This is a genomic window from Endozoicomonas sp. ALB115, assembly GCF_049310245.1.
Classification (GTDB): domain Bacteria; phylum Pseudomonadota; class Gammaproteobacteria; order Pseudomonadales; family Endozoicomonadaceae; genus Endozoicomonas.
Window position 1 is genome coordinate 21,028 of the sequence record NZ_JBLYZG010000006.1, and the last position, 17,737, is coordinate 38,764.

Here is a 17,737-nt window from a genome sequence, read left to right on the forward strand (position 1 = left end):
CGCCACAGTAGCCTGACTATGAAAAAACGACAACAACACGATGATAAGTAGTTAACCAAATGAAATCATATTTTCTGACTAAGTGGTCAGTCACTCCCGGCAACTGCTCCTGCGTTGCTCTAGCTCCTGCATCCATGCAGTCGTGCGGCGTTACAACTCCGGTCACATAGCTAAGGCTATGCTCCCTTCGTTGTGCCTTGCATAGTAACTGCCCACTTAGCCAGAAATATACGATTCCATTTGGCCAACTACTTAATGTCATCACCCAGCCAGCTTTTACCGCGATAGCCAGCAGACTGCCATAAACAACAAAAGCCGCAGACCATCGTCGTGCGGCTTTCGAGTGACATACTTTGGGGATACTTTCGCTAGAGAATATGTATCGGGAAAGCGTGTCACAAAGATACAGTTGTGCAAATCAAGGCAGAATCAGGAGTGTGCAACAACGTAGTCAATTGCTTCCTGAACAGTGGTGATTTTCTCAGCCTCTTCATCAGGAATCTCGGTTTCGAATTCCTCTTCCAACGCCATCACCAACTCAACAGTATCCAGAGAGTCCGCGCCAAGATCCTCTACGAATGACGCACTGTTAGTGACTTCGTCTTCCTTCACGCCAAGCTGTTCGCAAACAATCTTCTTAACGCGCTCTTCAATGGTGCTCATACCTTGTTGTGCTCCTATCGATATTCGGTGCAGCCTGAGGCTACAGGTGAACTAGTGTATATGGTCAATTATGGGAATTTCAAGCCAGTTCATGGAAAACCGGTGACCATCCACGCAAATTGACAACAGATTTAACAAAACCCCAAAACCCAACCCATTAGAACAGGGCTTGCCTCGCCCTGCTCATTACTACAGGTTCCGGCCAAGGAGGATTAATTCATGTACATGCCGCCATTGACATGCAAGGTCTCACCAGTGATATACCCGGCAGGCTCACTGACCAGAAATGCAACAGCAGCGGCAATTTCTTCCGGCTGCCCCAACCGGGCCAGGGGAATCTGGCCAAGCAGGAAGGACTGCTGCTCTTCAGGCAGCGCCCTGGTCATATCGGTTTCGATAAAGCCCGGAGCAACGGTGTTCACGGTAATGCTTCTTGAACCGACTTCACGGGCCATCGCCCTGGTGAAGCCTTCAATACCGGCCTTGGCTGCCGCATAATTTGCCTGCCCCTGGTTACCCATGGAACCAACGACAGAGCTGATATTCACTATCCGCCCCCAGCGAGCTTTAGTCATGCCACGCAGGACAGCCTTACTCATCCGGAAGATGGAACTGAGATTAGTATCAATAACGTCATCCCACTCCTCCTCCTTCATGCGCATCAGGATATTATCACGGGTAATGCCGGCATTGTTGATCAGAATCAACGGTGCGCCATATTCTGCACTGACCGCCTTGAGCACTGCCTGACATTCATCCGCTGAGGTTACGTTCAGGGCCATGCCCTGACCTTGAATACCTTCCGCCTGCAAAGCGTCAGTAATGGCCGCCGCACCGGACTCAGACGTTGCCGTGCCAATCACGATGGCTCCGGCTTTCCCCAGGGCAAATGCTATGGCTTTACCAATACCACGACTGGCACCGGTAACCAGGGCAACCTTCCCCTTCAAACCATCTCCTGCAATGGACTGTTCCAGCTCTCTTTCAGCAGTCATTTCCCGCCTGTTCCTTATTGGTTAGCTTCTGCCAGCATCTGAGCCATAGCGTCAGCAGACTCCAGCGTAGCAATGGGCGCACGTCGTGCAATACGTTTATTCAGTCCAGCCAGCACTTTACCGGGGCCGCATTCAGCAAACCGGCCAACACCAGCGGCCATCATGGTTTCCACAGACTCAACCCAGCGAACCGGACTGTACAGCTGAGCCACCAGATTCGCCTTAAGCTGAGCCGGGTCAGAACAGACACTGGCAGAGACATTCTGCACCACCGGAATCACCGGCTCGATCAACTCAATACCGTCCAACGCTTTTTGCAGGCGCTCTGCAGCAGGCTTCATCAAGGCACAATGAGAAGGAACACTGACTGGCAGCTCAATCGCCCTTTTGGCACCCGCTGCTTTGGCAGACTCAATGACACGTTTAACTGCGGCAACCTGACCGGCAATCACCACCTGACCGGGGGCATTGAAATTGACCGCCTCGACCACTTCATCACCTGCCGCTTTCTCACAGGCAGCAACCACATCTGCATCATCAAGGCCAATAATAGCAGCCATGGCTCCTGCACCGGAGGCAACCGCCTCCTGCATAAACAGTCCACGCAGACGAACCAGACTGACGGCATCGGCAAAATTCATCGCACCGGCACACACCAGGGCCGAATATTCACCCAGGCTGTGCCCGGCCATCATCGACGGCGCTTCGCCCTGACGCTCACACCAGAGACGCCAGAGAGCCACACTGGATACCAGCAATGCAGGCTGGGTATTCTCCGTCTGATTCAGCGCCTCAGCAGGCCCCTCAGAAACCATGTTCAGGAGATCAAAACCAAGCCCCCCGGTGGCTTCAGCAAACGTTGCCCGCACCACTGGCTCTGAAAGATAGTCAGCGATCATGCCAACTTGTTGGGACCCTTGTCCTGGAAAGACAAAAGCAAGCTTATCCGTCATTGCAACCCGCTCTTTCGCTTGGCTCTCCTGTTACCGAGAGGCCTGAAATTCAATTGAATACGAAGCGAACCTCTCGGTACAACCGCACCGATTAATGCAGTCAGCCCAAAGACCAGATACGCTTCCCAATAAAAAACCGGGGCAATTATAGGAAAAATAGACAACAAGGTAAGTAAATTTATGTTTCCAATAACAAAAAAGAACCAAAAATGATTATAAGCACAGAATAATTAACACAAAATATTATAGATACCATTACCTGCAAATCCCGTGCAATCTCTGACCTGGAGTTGCAATTGATCATTATTAACGGTAAAGCCTTGGCAATAAGTTCAGTAAGGCAGTCACAATGATCTATGCAGGGCAACTTATTTTTCCGGAACATTCACTCAGAAACGATCAGCGAAAAATACAACCTGTTTAACCGAGGCAAGAGACCAGCTACCAGACCCGGAAAACCAACAGTCTGTTTTTGAGGCAGTAGCCCTGTTGTTATTCCGGGGCCGGTAATGTACGCTCACCTGCTATTTCGGATCATATCTTCCAGGGATGGCTTTCAATCATCATTAACCTTTACCCCTCTCCCAGCATTAATTCTATCTCTTCTGCCAACCGCCCGGGAACATCACTATCCACTTCCCTGACGGCCTCGCCGATAGCCCGAAAAAAACCTTCTTCATCGGAGTGACCGTGACTTTTGACCACAATCCCCTGCAGCCCGAGAAAACTGGCACCGTTGTATACTACCGGATCAATGCTTTTATAGATTTTGCGCATGACCGGCGCAATCAGCAGAGAGAGAAACCGACGCCAAAGCGTCTGCTGAAAAGCGGCAACCAGGCTGTCACGGATTAAACCGGCAACCCCCTCTCCGGTTTTCAGGGCAATATTGCCAACAAAACCGTCGCAGACCACCACATCCGCGCCACCGGCAAACACATCATTCCCTTCGATATAGCCGATGTAGTTCAAACGACCATCTTCTTTCAACAGCCGATTTGCCAGCTTTACCTGTTCATTCCCTTTGATATCCTCAGTGCCGACGTTCAGCAACCCCACCCTCGGAGCATTGATACCCCTGACAGTAGCGGCCAGCAAAGACCCCATCACAGCAAACTGATAAAGACTATTGGCTGGACAGTCAACATTGGCCCCCATATCCAGCAGCAGAACACTGCCACCCGCACAGGGAATAGCTCCGGCAATGGCGGGACGATCAATACCCACAAAGGTCTTCAGGGCAAATCGCCCCATGGCCATCAGAGCCCCCGTATTCCCCGAGCTGACGCAGGCAGCCGCATGGCCATCAGCCACCTGCTCAAGGGCAACCCACATGGAGCTATCCTCTTTGGATCTCAGGGCAAAAGAGGGTTTTTCATCCATGCCAATGGTCTTACCAGCATGAATAACCGTAAGGCGGGACTGATCGAAAGCAATAGAAGAGAGGTGACCGGTAATCAGTTGCTGATCACCTACCAGGGAAAGATGAAGATCCGGATAAGCATCCAGGGCTCGGAGGGCAGCCCGGATACGAGAACGGGGACTTTCGTCCCCGCTCATAACATCAAGCGCTATTCTCCGTCCTGGAGCTGCTGACCATCCTGGCATACAACGACTCACTCGCCGACTTTACCTTCAAGCACTTTGCGGCCACGGTAGAAGCCGTCAGCGGTCATGTGATGACGACGATGAGTTTCGCCGGAAGTCGCATCAACAGACAGCTGAGAAGCAGTCAGACTGTCGTGGGAACGGCGCATGTCACGCTTGGAACGGGTTTTACGGTTTTGCTGAACAGCCATGTGTCAACTCTCCTAAATTCTTTGCCTGGAACTCTATTTGGGTTCGGTAGTACTTTAATCCTGATCAGCTTTCAGACTAGCCAGAACACTGAACGGGTTACGACGCTTTTTCTCTTCCTCTGCCCGGGCAGCGGAAGCCTCAGCCTCTTCATCAGATTCAGTAGTAAAGTTCTGCTGAACCTGGCAGGCTTCAGGCGGATGATAAGCCACGATAGGAAGGCTCAACAGAAGCTCTTCCTCCAGCAGGGGCACTAACTCCATCGGCTCCTCCTGGAGCATCAGGGGTTCATAACCCTCTGGCAGGGACCGGGCCTGCTCATCGGTCAATACACCCATCAGGTTGAGGTCTGAACGCACGGGAAGTTCTGCTACATCAAGGCAGCGCTGACAAATCATTTTAAGATTCGCTTCAACATGCCCCTCAAGAACCACTCGGTGATCTTCGCTCATGTAGAAATGAAGAAAGACCTTCACCTCGCCCTGATCGTCAGCGAGACTGGCCACCAGTCGATCAAACTGTTTAAGCGCCAGCGAACCTTCAAACTGTAACCCCTGACGCGCGAGTTTCCGCGGATCAATGGTTTTTGGTAATTGGCCTGATAACATAAGCGCGCAATCATAGGGCGATGCCCCTTTGCTGTCAAACATCCTTTTCGGGTGAGGTTTATCAGAATTTCAACTATTTCATGAATAACATGCCTGAAGACAGTATTTTTCACAACCTGCTGCCGGATGGCGCAGGCGTGTTTTACAAAAATTCGTAACCGTGCATACTGTGCTTGACTATCCGCACCCTTTGCCCGCACCACCTGCACAACATAAAACGATGAATATATTGCTAGCCTCAGGCTCACCCTATCGAAAAAGCCTGCTTGAACGACTTAACCTGACGTTCAGCCAGGCCTCACCAGACATTGACGAACCCCCTGAACCCGGAGAGAGCGCCAGGGAGCTGGCCATCAGGCTTTCCCGGGAAAAAGCCCTGATACTGGCAGATCAGCATCCGGACACCCTGATTATTGCCTCCGACCAAACCGCCGCGCTGGACAATAGAATTCTGGGCAAACCCGGAACCCGGGAACAAGCCATTCAACAGCTGTCCAACTGCAGCGGCAGACAGGTGGTTTTCCACACCGGACTTTGCCTGCTGAACACCGCTACAGCAGAGCATCAGCTGACCTGTGTGGATTACACCGTCTGGTTCCGAACACTGTCCAGCACGCAGATTGCCACCTATATAGATGCAGAAAGTCCGCTGGACTGCGCTGGCAGCTTCAAATGTGAAGGACTGGGCATAACCCTGTTCGAGAAAATGGCTGGCGATGATCCTGACAGCCTGATTGGACTGCCACTGATCACCCTGACCACCATGCTGATGAATGAAGGGGTTTATCCTTTGGGCAGATAGGGTAAATACACCGGGTCTTGCACAGCAGACCCGGTAATCAAATCACATTAACTGAAAACCGTCACCCAGGGCTTCCACCAAAGTGGCGCTGACACCAGCCCCAAAATCCCGGGCAAATTTTTCCAATGGTGAAAGGCGAAAGGTGTAATCAACAATATCCTCTTCACCCACCACTTCACGGGCCACATAACCGGCACTGCCCAGACCATCAATCAGACCCAGTGTTTTGGCCTGTTCACCAGACCAGACCATGCCTGAAAAGATATCCGCCCGATCAGCCAGTCGATCACCCCGCCCGTTTTTTACCGCGTCAATAAACTGCTGGTGAATAGTATCCAGCGACGCTTGCCATTCGACAGCAGCTTCACGGTCCACGGACTGGAATGGATCAAGGAATGCCTTATTTTCACCGGAGGTATAGGTTCTGCGGGTAACCCCCAGCTTCTCCATCGCCCCGACAAAACCGAAACCAGAGGAAATAACGCCGATAGACCCTACCAGGCTGGCCTTGTCAGCGTAAATTTCATCAGCGGCAGCGGCAATGTAGTAGCCGCCAGACGCACCAATATCCATAATGACCGCGTAAAGAGGAGTATCCTTGTGCAGTTCGCGCAGCCTGAGAATCTCATCATAGATATAGCCAGATTGAACAGGGCTACCACCCGGGCTGTTAATTCTCAAAATCACCGCTTTAGTGCCCGGATCCTCAAAGGCTGAGCGTAATCCCGACACCACGACATCTGCATTCACATCGCCACCACCAATCTGGCCATCAATCTCCACCAGCGCCGTATGCTCACTGGAGCCATCACTGATCACCACATCATTGATATTGGTCGCGTTATAAATGACAGCAACGGAGAAAAACAACCAGCCAAAGGTCAGCAGCTTAAAAAATATACCCCATCGCCGGGAACGCTGCTGCTCCAGCAGCGAGCCTTTGGCCAGGGCATCCACCAGATCCCAGGCTCGATTACTGTCCAGGTTATCCTGCGCCTCAGACGAGGACTCCCGCCACTTGTCTTGCATAATCACCCCTTAAACAGGTTCACTCAAAAATGATCATATTTATCAATTCTTCGGTTCGGCATCCAGCCCTTGCAAAGCTGACAACACCTCAGCCAGGTCGTCCGGCAAAGGCGCTTCAACCTTCAACCGCTTACCATCCAGCAGGTCAAATTCGATACTGGCGGCATGCAGGAACAGCCTTTTAAGACCAAACTGCTTCTGGGACTGATTGTCTGAATCCTTACCGTATTTTTCATCCCCGGCAATGGGATGCCCTGCGTGCAGACAGTGAACCCGAATCTGATGGGTCCGCCCTGTGATGGGGTAAGCCTCAACCAGGGTCATATTTGGAAAACGGTTCAGTACTCGAAACGCTGTGCGGGATTTTTTGCCATCCACATGCACCCGGACCATCCGCTCTCCTGACTGCAGCACGTTCTTCAACAGCGGCGCATTTACCAGCTGCTTTCTCGCTGGCCACTTACCCACCACCAGCGCATGATACAGCTTTTCAACTTTTTCTTTCTGCTGCAACTGGTTATGCAGGTGACGCAGCATACTGCGGCGCTTGGCAATCACCAGACAACCCGAGGTGTCCCGGTCCAGGCGATGCGCCAGCTCCAGCGTGCGGTTATCCGGCCGTAGCTGGCGAAGCGCTTCAATTACACCATAAGACAGACCACTGCCGCCATGCACAGCAAGCCCGGACGGTTTGTTGATAATCAGCAGCAGATCATCTTCATATAGCACCGCTTTTTCCAATTGAGCGATCACGCTGTCAGCGGGCCTTACGGGAGCATCCCTTTCGGCCAACCTGACCGGAGGAATACGAACAACATCGTTCAATTCAAGGCGATAATCTGCGCTTACCCGCTTTTTATTGACCCGCACCTCACCCTTGCGAACGATACGATACACCCTGGTCTTGGGCACCCCTTTAAGAACCCGCAACAGAAAATTATCAACACGCTGACCAGCCGCATCCTCATCAATGGTAATAAAGTTAACGTTTGCTTGTTTCAATCGTCTAACCACATATCTGTTTATGCCAAGTTGCAGCCCCGGAAGCTCTACCTTAACCGGTTGAGATAAAAAGACTTTCAGGGATTACCGCGATTTTCTTTCAGGTAATGTTATCAGCTTTGTGTCATTTGAAGCACTTACAGATTACTGATATAGTTGTGGCACTGCCTTGTAACTATCCGAAGAGGCAGTTCGATTTACGAAGTCTGAGCATGACCCGAAAGGGATAGCATCACTTAAATTCCGCTAACCGGGCCGAAAATAAACTGGAGCTACGTTCACCCGATGAACAAGTCCGGGCCAGGTAACTCCGGGAATAGCCGCTCAGGCAGACATCATGGCAGATGAACCAGTTGCATCCCTCCCTGAGGGCATGAGTTCCTGCCATGGTGCTGAACGATTAAAGACCACGGCCACAGCCGTGATAGATAAACAGTGCCACCCAAGAACAGAGGTTGCGCTCCCGATACCAGGGATGAAGAACAGCGGACGGGTCATATGCTAGTGACAGGCTCAGTGATACCTGTAAACGTATCCACAACCAGCCAGAAGCGCCCGATCAACGCATCTCCCCACTATGCATCTGGTCAACATACGGATGCAGATTGCTATATCGTTACAGCCTTACCCTTGAATAAGCCCGGCTGTAAGTCTGATAGTTGGTTACCACCGACCACACCGCTCTCCTGCGGCTGTTGGCCTGTGTACACTCGGGTAGCACCGGAGAGTTTGTACAGAAGCTGAAGGAAACCAGTTGCACTGCCAGCCACCGCGAATACGTCAGGTGGCAGGCCGGGCGCTTCCGGAAAGACGATGGATTGCCCGTCAAACCAATGAATGCGCTGGATTTACCGAATGTCACGAACAACTTTTCGCCACCAACATCTGCTTAGGGTAGCCATTAGCAATTTGGTACTCTATGAAGAGAATGTTGATCAATGCAACCCAGCAAGAAGAGCTGAGGGTTGCACTCGTCGATGGGCAGCGCCTGTTCGATCTGGATATCGAATCCGGAGCCCGCGAACAGAAGAAAGCCAACATCTACAAAGCAAAAATCACCCGTGTTGAGCCCAGCCTGGAAGCCGCGTTTGTGGACTTTGGCGCAGAGCGACACGGCTTCCTGCCTTTAAAAGAGATCTCCCGGGAATACTTCGTCGGCCATACTGGTGGTCGTCCCAACATTAAGGATGTCATCAAGGAAGGCACCGAGGTTATCGTTCAGGTCGATAAGGAAGAGCGTGGCAACAAAGGTGCTGCCCTGACCACACTGGTCAGCCTGGCCGGCCGCTACCTGGTGCTGATGCCCAACAACCCAAGGGCCGGTGGCATCTCACGGCGTATTGAAGGCGATGAGCGCGCTGAACTGCGTGAGGCCATGAGCAAGCTGGACATCCCTGCCGAAATGGGTGTCATCGTTCGCACAGCTGGCCTTGGCCGTTCAACAGAAGACCTTCAGTGGGATCTGGACTATCTCCTGCAACTCTGGAACTCCATCAAAGATGCTGCCGATAAAAATCCCGCACCATTTTTGATCTACCAGGAAAGCAATGTCATTATCCGTGCTATCCGCGACTATCTGCGCCAGGATGTTGGTGAAGTACTGATCGACAAAACCCAGGTTTATCAAGAAGCCCTGGATTTTGTTAAACAGGTCATGCCCCAGTACCAGAACAAGATCAAGCTGTACAAAGACAGCGTCCCCCTGTTCAACCGCTTCCAGATTGAAAGCCAGATCGAGACCGCCTTCCAGCGTGAAGTCAAACTGCCATCCGGCGGCTCCATTGTTATTGATCCAACAGAAGCCCTGGTGTCCATTGATATCAACTCCGCCCGTGCAACCCGTGGTGGCGATATCGAAGAAACCGCCTATAACACCAACCTCGAAGCGGCGGATGAGATTGCCCGCCAACTGCGCCTGCGCGATATTGGCGGACTGATTGTTATCGACTTCATCGATATGGGCAGCAACCGGAATCAGCGGGAAGTTGAGAACCGCATTCGTCAGGCGCTGTCGGTTGATCGTGCCCGCGTTCAAACCAGCCGTATCTCCCGCTTTGGCCTGCTGGAAATGTCCCGTCAGCGTCTGCGCCCATCACTGGGTGAAACCAGTGGCGTGGTCTGCCCTCGCTGCTCAGGCCAGGGCACGATTCGGGATATTGAGTCTCTGGCCCTGTCTATTCTGCGCCTGATGGAAGAAGAGGCCATGAAGGACAAGACGTCCGAAATTCGCGCACAGGTTCCTGTGCCGGTGGCGGCATTTCTGCTGAATGAAAAGCGCAAAATGATCGCCAAGATCGAGAAGCGCCATGATGCCCGCATCATCGTTATTCCAAATGCCAATCTGGAAACTCCCCATTACGATGTCCAGCGCCTCCGTGACGACAATCTTCAGGATCGCGAGAGCAGCTACGAAATCATCCTTGAGGGTGAAGACGCCAGCCCGGAAGAGCTGACCACAGCCACCAGGCCTCAGCCCAGACAACAGGCCGCCGTGCGCAATGTTGCCCCGGCACAGCCTGCACCCGCCATTAAAGCGCCTGAAGCAAAACCCGGATTTATTGACAGCCTGCTGAAGTCCATCGGCAGCCTCTTCAACCCGGAAAATGATGACGACAAATCCGCTGGCCAGGACAAACTCACCCAGCAACGTCAACCGGCGCGTCGTGACAGTCAAGCTGGCCAGAACAGGAAAAAGACCCGAACTGATTCCCAGCGCCGCGACAGACAGGACAGCAACCGTCCTCAGAAAGAGCGCAAAAAGAGTCAGCAGGAACGTTCAGACAACCGTTCCAGCAGCCAGGAAAACCGTTTTGAAAGGCAGGAAAGACGCCAGCGTGACAAACCGGAAGTAGCGGAACAACGGGAACCCAGACAGGAACGCCGCCAAGACCAGGAACCAGAACAAGGCTCCGGTGATCGTCGACGCCGCCCGAACTCTGCACCCCGTCGTCGCAACAACCGACAGTCTCAGCGTCAGCAACAGAATGAACCGCAATTACAGCCACTGCTGCCTGAAAGCGCTAAAGGGGCAGTAAATGCGCCTGCTGTTCATGAAACTGCCGCACAGGAAAGCATTCCACAGGAAAAGCGTGCTGACAAAAAAGAGTCATTTGCCAGCATTGAGAAGCCTGAGCTGGAAAGCAGAAAAGCTGCAGCAGCTGCCCCGGAAGCTCCTGCAGCCCCGGCCATGCCAATGGACAAGGTAGAGGAAACCAGCAAGGCTCCTGTCGAAGAGCAAGCCGTTGCCAACACCCCTGAAGCACCGGACGAAGTGAGACCTCGTCGCTCCAGAAGAGTGAAGAATGACCCTCGCCGTCTCAGGGAAACTCAGCAGTCTGCGCCTGAGGAAGTCAGCGAACCTGAAATCCCTGCTGAGAGCGACTCACCAGCCAATCAACAGCCTTCTGTCGATAAAGAGCCAACAGTTGAGCTTGCAACAGCTGGAGATTCTGAAGCGCAATCGGAAAAAGCAGAACAAGCCTCCGTTGAGACCAGCACTCAAGAACGCCAGACTGACCTGCCCGTTGCCGCCGCAGAAGCAACAACCGTTGAGCGGGAGAAGGTAACCCCACGCCCTCAGATGACAGAAATGGCAAAAGCCGTTGCCGCTTCCCATAATCTAGATAAGCCAGCGTTTGCAACCATGCCACCCGCTTTCGAGAAACCAGCCGTAGCGGAAGCAGAGGCTGTCGAGCCCAAGCCGACCATGACCGCCAATGAAGCTGAAGAGATGCTGAAGCAGGCATTAAATCAGTCTGATGAAGACAAGGCCGTTGTTCATGAAAGCCAACAGGAGAAGCCCGCTGAGGCTGCCACGGCACCACAACCTTTAGCGACTGAGAGCAAAGCAGCAGAAGCACCACAAGCAGCTGAGCGTGACCAGACAGCAGAGGTTAAAGCCAGCGAAGCTGAAGCATCTTCTGATGATGAAACCGTTGAAAGGCCGCGTCGTCGTCGCAGCCGTGCTCACAACGACCCCCGGGCAAAGCGCCAGACTCAGCAGATCGAACTGCCTGTTGAGCCAGAAAGCGAAACTCAGGAAGCTCCGCAGGTGCGCACTGAAGAAAGCAACCTGTAATAAGGGTTGATACTGAACTGAACGGGGTGGTTTCCACCCCGTTTTTTTTTGCCTTGAAAAACCACCAGAAGGCTCTCCAGTCATAGCGATGGACAATAAATCTCTGCCGAACTCGCACCCACGAAAATTAAAAGAGCCACAACCCGCCACTGGTGGAACTTTTATCAATTTCAGAAATCAAAACAAGGAGTAAACCATGTAACTAAAACAACCAAAACAGAGGGAAATTTATGAAAAACAACCTATTCAAGCAGTGGGTAATGGCCAGTTTACTGTGCATTCTATCCTGCTCTGCATTTTCAGACGTTGAATATTCAGGCATCGCTTTCAGCAACGTAGATATCCACGGTCAAGGCACTGAAGCCGACGTTAAACCCGGTGAAACTGTCGGCATCCATGCCCATTACAAATGGCTCTGGCCCCGGGAAGAAGCCAGCATTGTCCAGATTATTGTTGGTATTGATGGCATAGGTGCTCAAACAACAATTGCCAATGCCATTGTCGTTGATGGTCGATATCTTGACCCTCATTACAATGATATCACCGAGCAAGATGTAGACTTTCACATCGTTGCACCCAACGAACCCGGCACTTACCAGATCCGCTTCCGCTACGCTCAGGCCTACGGGGCCGAAGAGGCCGTTGGAGTATGGTGGTACGTTGATCAGGCTCCTACCGACGAAGCAACAATTGGCACTATTACTGTCCGTTAAACGATATGACACGCTAGGAGCCTGTCAGAGAATAGCGCCCGTAGCGAGGATTGCGAGAAATTGAGGATAAAAATTTCTGATTCTGAGGAGAATAGCGGGGCTATTTGACGAAGAAGCAGGAATTTTTAGACCAATTTATCGCAACCGCAGTAGGGCAGTCTATTCTCGGACAGGCTCCTAGTCAGGAGTCCCGGACAACTCATGGGACTTCTGACTGATTACAGCCAGTAAACACCTCCCGGAACCGGAATTTGCATCCTCAGATTCACAGGGTTGCTTTATCATCTTCCATATAAAGGCGCGGCTCTCTTTCCAGCTGAACACCAAACTTTTCATTTACTTTCTGCTGAACCTGCCTGGAGAAAGACAGCACATCCCGACCAGTGGCTCCACCGTGATTTACCAGAACAAGAGCCTGTTTCTGGTAAGTCCCCACACAACCCTCTCGCTCTCCTTTCAGCCCGGCCTGATCAATCAGCCAACCAGCGGCCAGTTTCCAGTTCTGCCCAAGGGGATAAGCGACGATATTCGGATATTCCTGCTTCAGGCGATCCATCTCTGACTTTGATACCTCCGGGTTTTTGAAAAAGCTGCCAGCATTACCCACCTCAGATGGGTCCGGCAACTTTTCCCGGCGAATATCACAAACAGCCCGACTGATATCCAATGCGGAAGGAGCCTGATCGCCCAGACGTCTGGCAAGCAGATCACCTAACTGGCCATAGCCCAGGTTGGGTTTTAATGTTGCATCAAGATCCAGGGTCACAGCGACAATAATGTACTGATCACGCTTTTCCCTTTTGAATACCGAATCGCGATAACCAAAGCGGCAACTTTGCCGGTCAAAATACTCAACCTGCCCGGATTCCAGGTTCATCGCCTCCAGCGACACGAAAGAATCCGTTAACTCAACACCATAGGCACCAATATTCTGGATAGGTGCAGCGCCAACGTTACCCGGTATCAAGGAGAGGTTTTCCAGTCCATAGGCCTGATTATCCAGAGACCATAAAACAAACTCATGCCAGTTCTCTCCCGCCTCGGCCCTGACCCGAACACAATCCTGATCACGACTCAACACCGTTTTTCCCTTGAGATTAACGTGCACAACCAGGGCATCAAGAAAATCACCAAGCACCACATTACTGCCACCGCCCAGGGGAATAACGGGCAACTGCTTTTGCCTGGCAAAAGCCAGTGCCGACTGCAATTCAGCAACCGTATTTGCCTCAGCGTAGTATCTGGCAGTAGACGGCAACCCCAGGGTATTTCTCTCCACCAGGGAATAGTTGTCGAAAATCTTAAGCGGGAAGTTCATTAATAGTTGATTCAATAGAAATTGGAGACAAAACGGAGATACTATTTATGGGTTTTCTGCAAATGATCCAGCAACGCAACCCCACCCAGCTCAACCAGATTAAGCACCCGCTCAAACCCTTCGTTACCACCGTAGTAAGGGTCCGGAACTTCAGAGACTGGCAGGTCAGCAAAATCAAGAAAAAGCTTCAATTTACAGGCATGTTCCTGCGGGCAGATCTTTTGCAGGTTCTTCAGGTTCTCTCTGTCCATAGCCAGAATATAATCCTGCTCAACAAAATCAGCAGAGGTTACCTTGCGGGAGCGAATAAATGAAAGGTCATAACCGTGATCCGCAGCCTGCTGCATGGAACGGCTGTCTGGTAACCCGCCATCATGCCAGCCACTGGTGCCCGCTGAATCAACTCTGATACAGTCTGACAACCCTGCTTCCGCCACTTGATGGGCAAACACACCATGGGCAGTGGGTGACCGACAGATATTTCCCAGGCAGACGAACAGTACTTTTGTCATTCTGTTTATGCTCTGACCATGGTTTCATTGGGCTCAGAACTGTCCAGTTCCTGCTCTCTTTCAAGCAATGCACGAACTGCCTGCAGATCCTGTTCCGTATCGACACCATGGGGCGGCGTTGCCACCGCTTCAGCCACATGAATACGATAGCCATGCCACATCAGTCGAAGCTGCTCAAGAGACTCCATACTCTCAATCGGGCTGACACCCCAGGTCACATAATGATTCAGGAGTCCAACCCGATAGGCATAGATCCCAATGTGACGCTGAAAGCAGGCATCTGCCGACACTCTCTTTTCCTCCGTGGCAAAATCGTCCCGCGCCCAGGGAATGGGCGCACGGCTGAAATAAAGCGCATACCCCCGGACATCAGCAACCACTTTGACAATACCGGGATCGAAAATCTGCTCCACCCGGGTCAACGGGCTGGATAACGTAGCAGCCCCTGCCTCAGACCACAGCTGCAGATTTCTGGCCACCTGATTGATCACAGAGGGGGGGATAAGAGGTTCATCACCCTGCACATTGACAATGATTTCATCATCCTTCAGACCATAGATTCTGGCCACTTCCTGCAACCGGTCAGTGCCAGAAGGATGCCCCGGCAGCGTCATGCATACCTCTGCGCCAAAACCGTCAGCCACCTTCAGGATACGCTCATCATCCGTAGCAATGATGACCTTCCGGGCGGCACTGGCCAGTGCCCGCTCATAAACATGCTGCACCATAGGCTTGCCCGCAATATCAGCCAGAGGCTTGCCCGGCAAACGACTGGAAGCAAATCGGGCAGGTATTACAACGGTGAAGTCAGAGCCTTCAGCTGTATGAGAGCCTTCAGTGGAGGGAAAGCCCTCAACCGATAAAAAGCCTTGTGCCATCAGGACGCCTCATCCAAACGTTCATCAACGGTCAATGTGCGCGCCTCACCTTCGAGCATGACAGGAATACCGTCACGAACCGGATAAGCAAGACCGCAGGGTCTGCAAACCAGTTCCTGACGCTCTTTATTTGGCCGCACTTCCCCTTTACACAGTGGGCAGGCCAGAATTTCAAACAGCGTTTTATCCATCATTGTTCCTCTGCCATCAGCCAGCAAATACCGGCTTACGAGCTTCAATCATTGCTACCAGCTGCTCAATACATGAGTCCGATACACGGGTCGTCACCGGCAGATACCAGTGTCGGTGATCGGCAAAACCACTGCATTTAACGGCATCCTTAGCCGTCATAATTACCGGAAGATCGTCGTTAAAACAGATATCTTCCGGTGCAAATACGTGGTGATCCGGATAAGGATGCCCAATAACATCGTATCCCAAAGCGCGCAGTGTATTAAAAAAACGCTCCGGATTACCAATTCCTGCAACACCATGAACCCTGGTTTTATCGGGAATTGGTTGCGAAATCCCCGTCATGCTGACCAGCGCCGAAGGTTCAAGGGAAAAACAATACAGTTTTTCCCGCTCCAGCGTGGTCAGCCCAAGCGAACTTTCTACTTCCTCAGCCTTCGCTGACAGAGAAGCATGGTTGGTGTTGACCAGAATCATATCCACCTGGCTCATTCTTTCCGGTGGTTCCCGAAGCGGGCCTGCGGGCAGACACAGCTGGTTGCCAAGCAACCGGTCACCATCCAGAACCAATACTTCAATATGCCGTTGCAGATTATAGTGCTGCAATCCATCATCTGCGATGATCAGATTGCAGTATGTCTGATCACAGAGATAGCGGGCCGCCTTTACACGATCAACGTCAACAATCAAAGGGACATGCAGCTGTCGGGCGAGCATCACCGGCTCATCCCCTGCCTTTGCCGGGTCTGAATCCGGCCGCACCGACAGAGGCATACCTCCGGTTTTCGCACCAAATCCACGACTGATAATCCCAGGCCGGTAGCCCCTTCGCTGAAACTCCCGTACAAGGGCGGCAACCAAAGGGGTTTTACCGGTTCCCCCTACCGAAATATTACCCACCACAATGACCGGCACAGGCGAAGACCATCGCGCTGCCTGCAGTAAACGTTGCTTTCTTCTCGCAGCCAGAAAGGAAAATAACCAGCTAAGTGGCTTGAGACAGCGGGTCCAGCCACCGGCAGGAGCATACCAGGAGTCTGTGACCGACTGGCTGAAACGGGGCCAGAGCTTCACTGATCAGACTCGGTATCTTTTCGGGTGGTCATGCTCAGGTTGGTAAAACCCAGCTGCCCGGCAGCATCCATTGCTGTAACAACCGCCTGATAAGGCGTATTGGCGTCAGCGGTAATAATCAGGGGTATCTTGCTGTCTCCCTGGCTTACTTTACCCAGTGCCCGCTTGAGTGTATCCAGCTGACCATTGACCAGTCCCTGACCATCAACGGCAAAATCTCCGGACTTGCTGATGATGATCTCAATCTGCTTTGGCTGCTGCTGCAACACCTCGCCGGAGGATTCCGGCAAGTCAATGACCAGATGCGTCTCCTTGGTGAAGGTGGTTGAGACCATAAAGAAAATCAGCAGCAGGAATACCACATCAATCAGGGGCGTCAGGTTGATCGACACCTCTTCCTGATTTATCTGTCGTCGGAAGTTCATTTTTTCCTGGCCTCACTGCCCGGAGCGGATGAAGAGCCCTTGCGATCACCCTGCAGCACTTCCACCAGCTTGATGGCATCCTGCTCCATGGCAACCACCAGCTCATCAATGCGCCGGGTAAAATAGCGATGGAAAATCAGGGCCGGGATAGCTACGGTAAGACCGGCTGCTGTGGTAATGAGAGCCTTGGAAATCCCGCCAGCAAGAACACCGGCATTACCGGTGCCTTCAACCATCAGCACAGTAAAGACATCAATCATACCGATCACGGTTCCCAGCAAACCCAGCAGCGGAGTAATCGCGGCAATGGTCCCCAGGGTATTGAGATAACGTTCAAGGTCATGGATCACCTTGCCCGCCTGCTCTTCAATACTTTCCTTCATGATTTCCCGGCCGCTGCGGGCATTGGTCAGACCAGCGGCCAGAATCTCTCCCAGGGGCGACCCGGCTTTCAGCTGGTCAAGCTTGCGATTGTCCAATCCATTACTTTTGATCCACCTCCATACTTGAGACAGGGTATTTTTCGGTGCAATGCGTGAGGGTCTCAACGTCCAGAGCCGCTCGAAGATGATTGCCATGGCAATGACTGAAGACAACAGGATAGGCACCATCAGCCAACCACCGGATTTCACCAGTTCGAACACAATAATCTTCCCTTATAATGACAAATTCATGATATCTGGCCCGGTTAATGTCAG

At 52.1% G+C, this 17,737-nt stretch carries 18 protein-coding genes; 3 read left to right on the forward strand and 15 right to left on the reverse strand.

Annotated features, from left to right (window positions below):
- Window positions 1–429: 429 nt before the first annotated feature.
- The 6 genes from acpP to ACO6VE_RS04230 all read right to left on the reverse strand — a co-directional run bounded on the left by acpP (window position 430) and on the right by ACO6VE_RS04230 (window position 5,058).
- Complete coding sequence (gene acpP, locus ACO6VE_RS04205) at window positions 430–663, reverse strand: acyl carrier protein (protein ID WP_020582918.1); 234 nt, start codon at window positions 661–663, stop codon at window positions 430–432.
- Between the two features lie 212 nt (window positions 664–875).
- The gene (gene fabG / locus ACO6VE_RS04210; RefSeq protein ID WP_422459871.1) at window positions 876–1,658 is read right to left on the reverse strand and encodes a 3-oxoacyl-ACP reductase FabG; all 783 of its coding nucleotides are present in this window, start codon (window positions 1,656–1,658) and stop codon (window positions 876–878) included.
- Between the two features lie 14 nt (window positions 1,659–1,672).
- Complete coding sequence (gene fabD / locus ACO6VE_RS04215; RefSeq protein WP_422448795.1) at window positions 1,673–2,611, reverse strand: ACP S-malonyltransferase; 939 nt, start codon at window positions 2,609–2,611, stop codon at window positions 1,673–1,675.
- A 573-nt stretch (window positions 2,612–3,184) separates the two neighbouring features.
- Complete coding sequence (plsX, locus tag ACO6VE_RS04220; protein WP_422459997.1) at window positions 3,185–4,219, reverse strand: phosphate acyltransferase PlsX; 1,035 nt, start codon at window positions 4,217–4,219, stop codon at window positions 3,185–3,187.
- An 8-nt stretch (window positions 4,220–4,227) separates the two neighbouring features.
- Complete coding sequence (gene rpmF / locus ACO6VE_RS04225) at window positions 4,228–4,410, reverse strand: 50S ribosomal protein L32 (protein WP_209276529.1); 183 nt, start codon at window positions 4,408–4,410, stop codon at window positions 4,228–4,230.
- 54 nt (window positions 4,411–4,464) lie between these two features.
- Entirely contained in the window at window positions 4,465–5,058 is a 594-nt protein-coding gene (locus tag ACO6VE_RS04230; protein ID WP_422459873.1) for a YceD family protein, read from the reverse strand.
- A 178-nt stretch (window positions 5,059–5,236) separates the two neighbouring features.
- Between ACO6VE_RS04230 and ACO6VE_RS04235 the strand changes: the two genes are divergently transcribed.
- Window positions 5,237–5,818, forward strand: coding sequence for a Maf family protein (locus ACO6VE_RS04235; RefSeq protein WP_422459875.1), 582 nt, complete (start codon window positions 5,237–5,239; stop codon window positions 5,816–5,818).
- Window positions 5,819–5,860: 42 nt separating this feature from the next.
- Here ACO6VE_RS04235 and ACO6VE_RS04240 read toward each other — a convergent pair whose 3' ends face one another.
- Both ACO6VE_RS04240 and rluC read right to left on the reverse strand, forming a co-directional pair.
- Window positions 5,861–6,847 (reverse strand): S49 family peptidase, encoded by a 987-nt coding sequence (locus ACO6VE_RS04240; protein WP_422459877.1) that lies wholly within the window; start codon window positions 6,845–6,847, stop codon window positions 5,861–5,863.
- Window positions 6,848–6,889: 42 nt separating this feature from the next.
- Window positions 6,890–7,849: a 23S rRNA pseudouridine(955/2504/2580) synthase RluC gene (rluC, locus tag ACO6VE_RS04245; protein ID WP_422459879.1), complete on the reverse strand. Its 960-nt coding sequence runs from the start codon at window positions 7,847–7,849 to the stop codon at window positions 6,890–6,892.
- A 919-nt stretch (window positions 7,850–8,768) separates the two neighbouring features.
- Between rluC and rne the strand changes: the two genes are divergently transcribed.
- Window positions 8,769–11,927, forward strand: a complete 3,159-nt coding sequence (gene rne, locus ACO6VE_RS04250) for a ribonuclease E (protein WP_422459881.1) — start codon at window positions 8,769–8,771, stop codon at window positions 11,925–11,927.
- Between the two features lie 260 nt (window positions 11,928–12,187).
- Complete coding sequence (locus ACO6VE_RS04255) at window positions 12,188–12,640, forward strand: hypothetical protein (protein ID WP_422459882.1); 453 nt, start codon at window positions 12,188–12,190, stop codon at window positions 12,638–12,640.
- Window positions 12,641–12,905: 265 nt separating this feature from the next.
- On the opposite strand, the gene murB is transcribed toward ACO6VE_RS04255, so the two are convergent.
- From murB to ACO6VE_RS04290, 7 genes are read right to left on the reverse strand one after another with little or no spacing between them, the layout of a single operon-like run.
- Window positions 12,906–13,958 carry a UDP-N-acetylmuramate dehydrogenase gene (gene murB / locus ACO6VE_RS04260; protein WP_422448809.1) on the reverse strand — a complete coding sequence of 351 codons (1,053 nt, stop codon included), beginning with the start codon at window positions 13,956–13,958 and terminating at the stop codon, window positions 12,906–12,908.
- Window positions 13,959–13,999: 41 nt separating this feature from the next.
- Window positions 14,000–14,470, reverse strand: coding sequence for a low molecular weight protein-tyrosine-phosphatase (locus ACO6VE_RS04265; protein WP_422448811.1), 471 nt, complete (start codon window positions 14,468–14,470; stop codon window positions 14,000–14,002).
- A gap of 5 nt (window positions 14,471–14,475) precedes the next feature.
- Complete coding sequence (gene kdsB, locus ACO6VE_RS04270) at window positions 14,476–15,348, reverse strand: 3-deoxy-manno-octulosonate cytidylyltransferase (RefSeq protein ID WP_422459884.1); 873 nt, start codon at window positions 15,346–15,348, stop codon at window positions 14,476–14,478.
- Window positions 15,348–15,539 (reverse strand): Trm112 family protein, encoded by a 192-nt coding sequence (locus ACO6VE_RS04275; RefSeq protein ID WP_066015636.1) that lies wholly within the window; start codon window positions 15,537–15,539, stop codon window positions 15,348–15,350. The genes kdsB and ACO6VE_RS04275 overlap by 1 nt, the downstream gene beginning before the upstream one ends.
- A gap of 16 nt (window positions 15,540–15,555) precedes the next feature.
- Window positions 15,556–16,614: a tetraacyldisaccharide 4'-kinase gene (gene lpxK, locus ACO6VE_RS04280; protein WP_422459886.1), complete on the reverse strand. Its 1,059-nt coding sequence runs from the start codon at window positions 16,612–16,614 to the stop codon at window positions 15,556–15,558.
- The gene (locus tag ACO6VE_RS04285; RefSeq protein WP_422448817.1) at window positions 16,611–17,039 is read right to left on the reverse strand and encodes an ExbD/TolR family protein; all 429 of its coding nucleotides are present in this window, start codon (window positions 17,037–17,039) and stop codon (window positions 16,611–16,613) included. Before ACO6VE_RS04285 ends, lpxK begins: the two co-directional genes overlap by 4 nt.
- On the reverse strand, window positions 17,036–17,683 hold the full coding sequence (locus tag ACO6VE_RS04290) for a MotA/TolQ/ExbB proton channel family protein (protein ID WP_422448819.1): 648 nt from the start codon (window positions 17,681–17,683) through the stop codon (window positions 17,036–17,038). Before ACO6VE_RS04290 ends, ACO6VE_RS04285 begins: the two co-directional genes overlap by 4 nt.
- Between the last annotated feature and the right edge of the window lie 54 nt (window positions 17,684–17,737).

Bases quoted from the DNA above. Each gene is read 5' to 3' on its own strand.
- acpP (WP_020582918.1), bottom strand. From the start codon at position 663: ATGAGCACCATTGAAGAGCGCGTTAAGAAGATTGTTTGCGAACAGCTT.
- fabG (WP_422459871.1), bottom strand. From the start codon at position 1,658: ATGACTGCTGAAAGAGAGCTGGAACAGTCCATTGCAGGAGATGGTTTG.
- fabD (WP_422448795.1), bottom strand. From the start codon at position 2,611: ATGACGGATAAGCTTGCTTTTGTCTTTCCAGGACAAGGGTCCCAACAA.
- plsX (WP_422459997.1), bottom strand. From the start codon at position 4,219: ATGCCAGGATGGTCAGCAGCTCCAGGACGGAGAATAGCGCTTGATGTT.
- rpmF (WP_209276529.1), bottom strand. From the start codon at position 4,410: ATGGCTGTTCAGCAAAACCGTAAAACCCGTTCCAAGCGTGACATGCGC.
- ACO6VE_RS04230 (WP_422459873.1), bottom strand. From the start codon at position 5,058: ATGTTTGACAGCAAAGGGGCATCGCCCTATGATTGCGCGCTTATGTTA.
- ACO6VE_RS04235 (WP_422459875.1), top strand. From the start codon at position 5,237: ATGAATATATTGCTAGCCTCAGGCTCACCCTATCGAAAAAGCCTGCTT.
- ACO6VE_RS04240 (WP_422459877.1), bottom strand. From the start codon at position 6,847: ATGCAAGACAAGTGGCGGGAGTCCTCGTCTGAGGCGCAGGATAACCTG.
- rne (WP_422459881.1), top strand. From the start codon at position 8,769: ATGAAGAGAATGTTGATCAATGCAACCCAGCAAGAAGAGCTGAGGGTT.
- ACO6VE_RS04255 (WP_422459882.1), top strand. From the start codon at position 12,188: ATGGCCAGTTTACTGTGCATTCTATCCTGCTCTGCATTTTCAGACGTT.
- murB (WP_422448809.1), bottom strand. From the start codon at position 13,958: ATGAACTTCCCGCTTAAGATTTTCGACAACTATTCCCTGGTGGAGAGA.
- ACO6VE_RS04265 (WP_422448811.1), bottom strand. From the start codon at position 14,470: ATGACAAAAGTACTGTTCGTCTGCCTGGGAAATATCTGTCGGTCACCC.
- kdsB (WP_422459884.1), bottom strand. From the start codon at position 15,348: ATGGCACAAGGCTTTTTATCGGTTGAGGGCTTTCCCTCCACTGAAGGC.
- ACO6VE_RS04275 (WP_066015636.1), bottom strand. From the start codon at position 15,539: ATGGATAAAACGCTGTTTGAAATTCTGGCCTGCCCACTGTGTAAAGGG.
- ACO6VE_RS04285 (WP_422448817.1), bottom strand. From the start codon at position 17,039: ATGAACTTCCGACGACAGATAAATCAGGAAGAGGTGTCGATCAACCTG.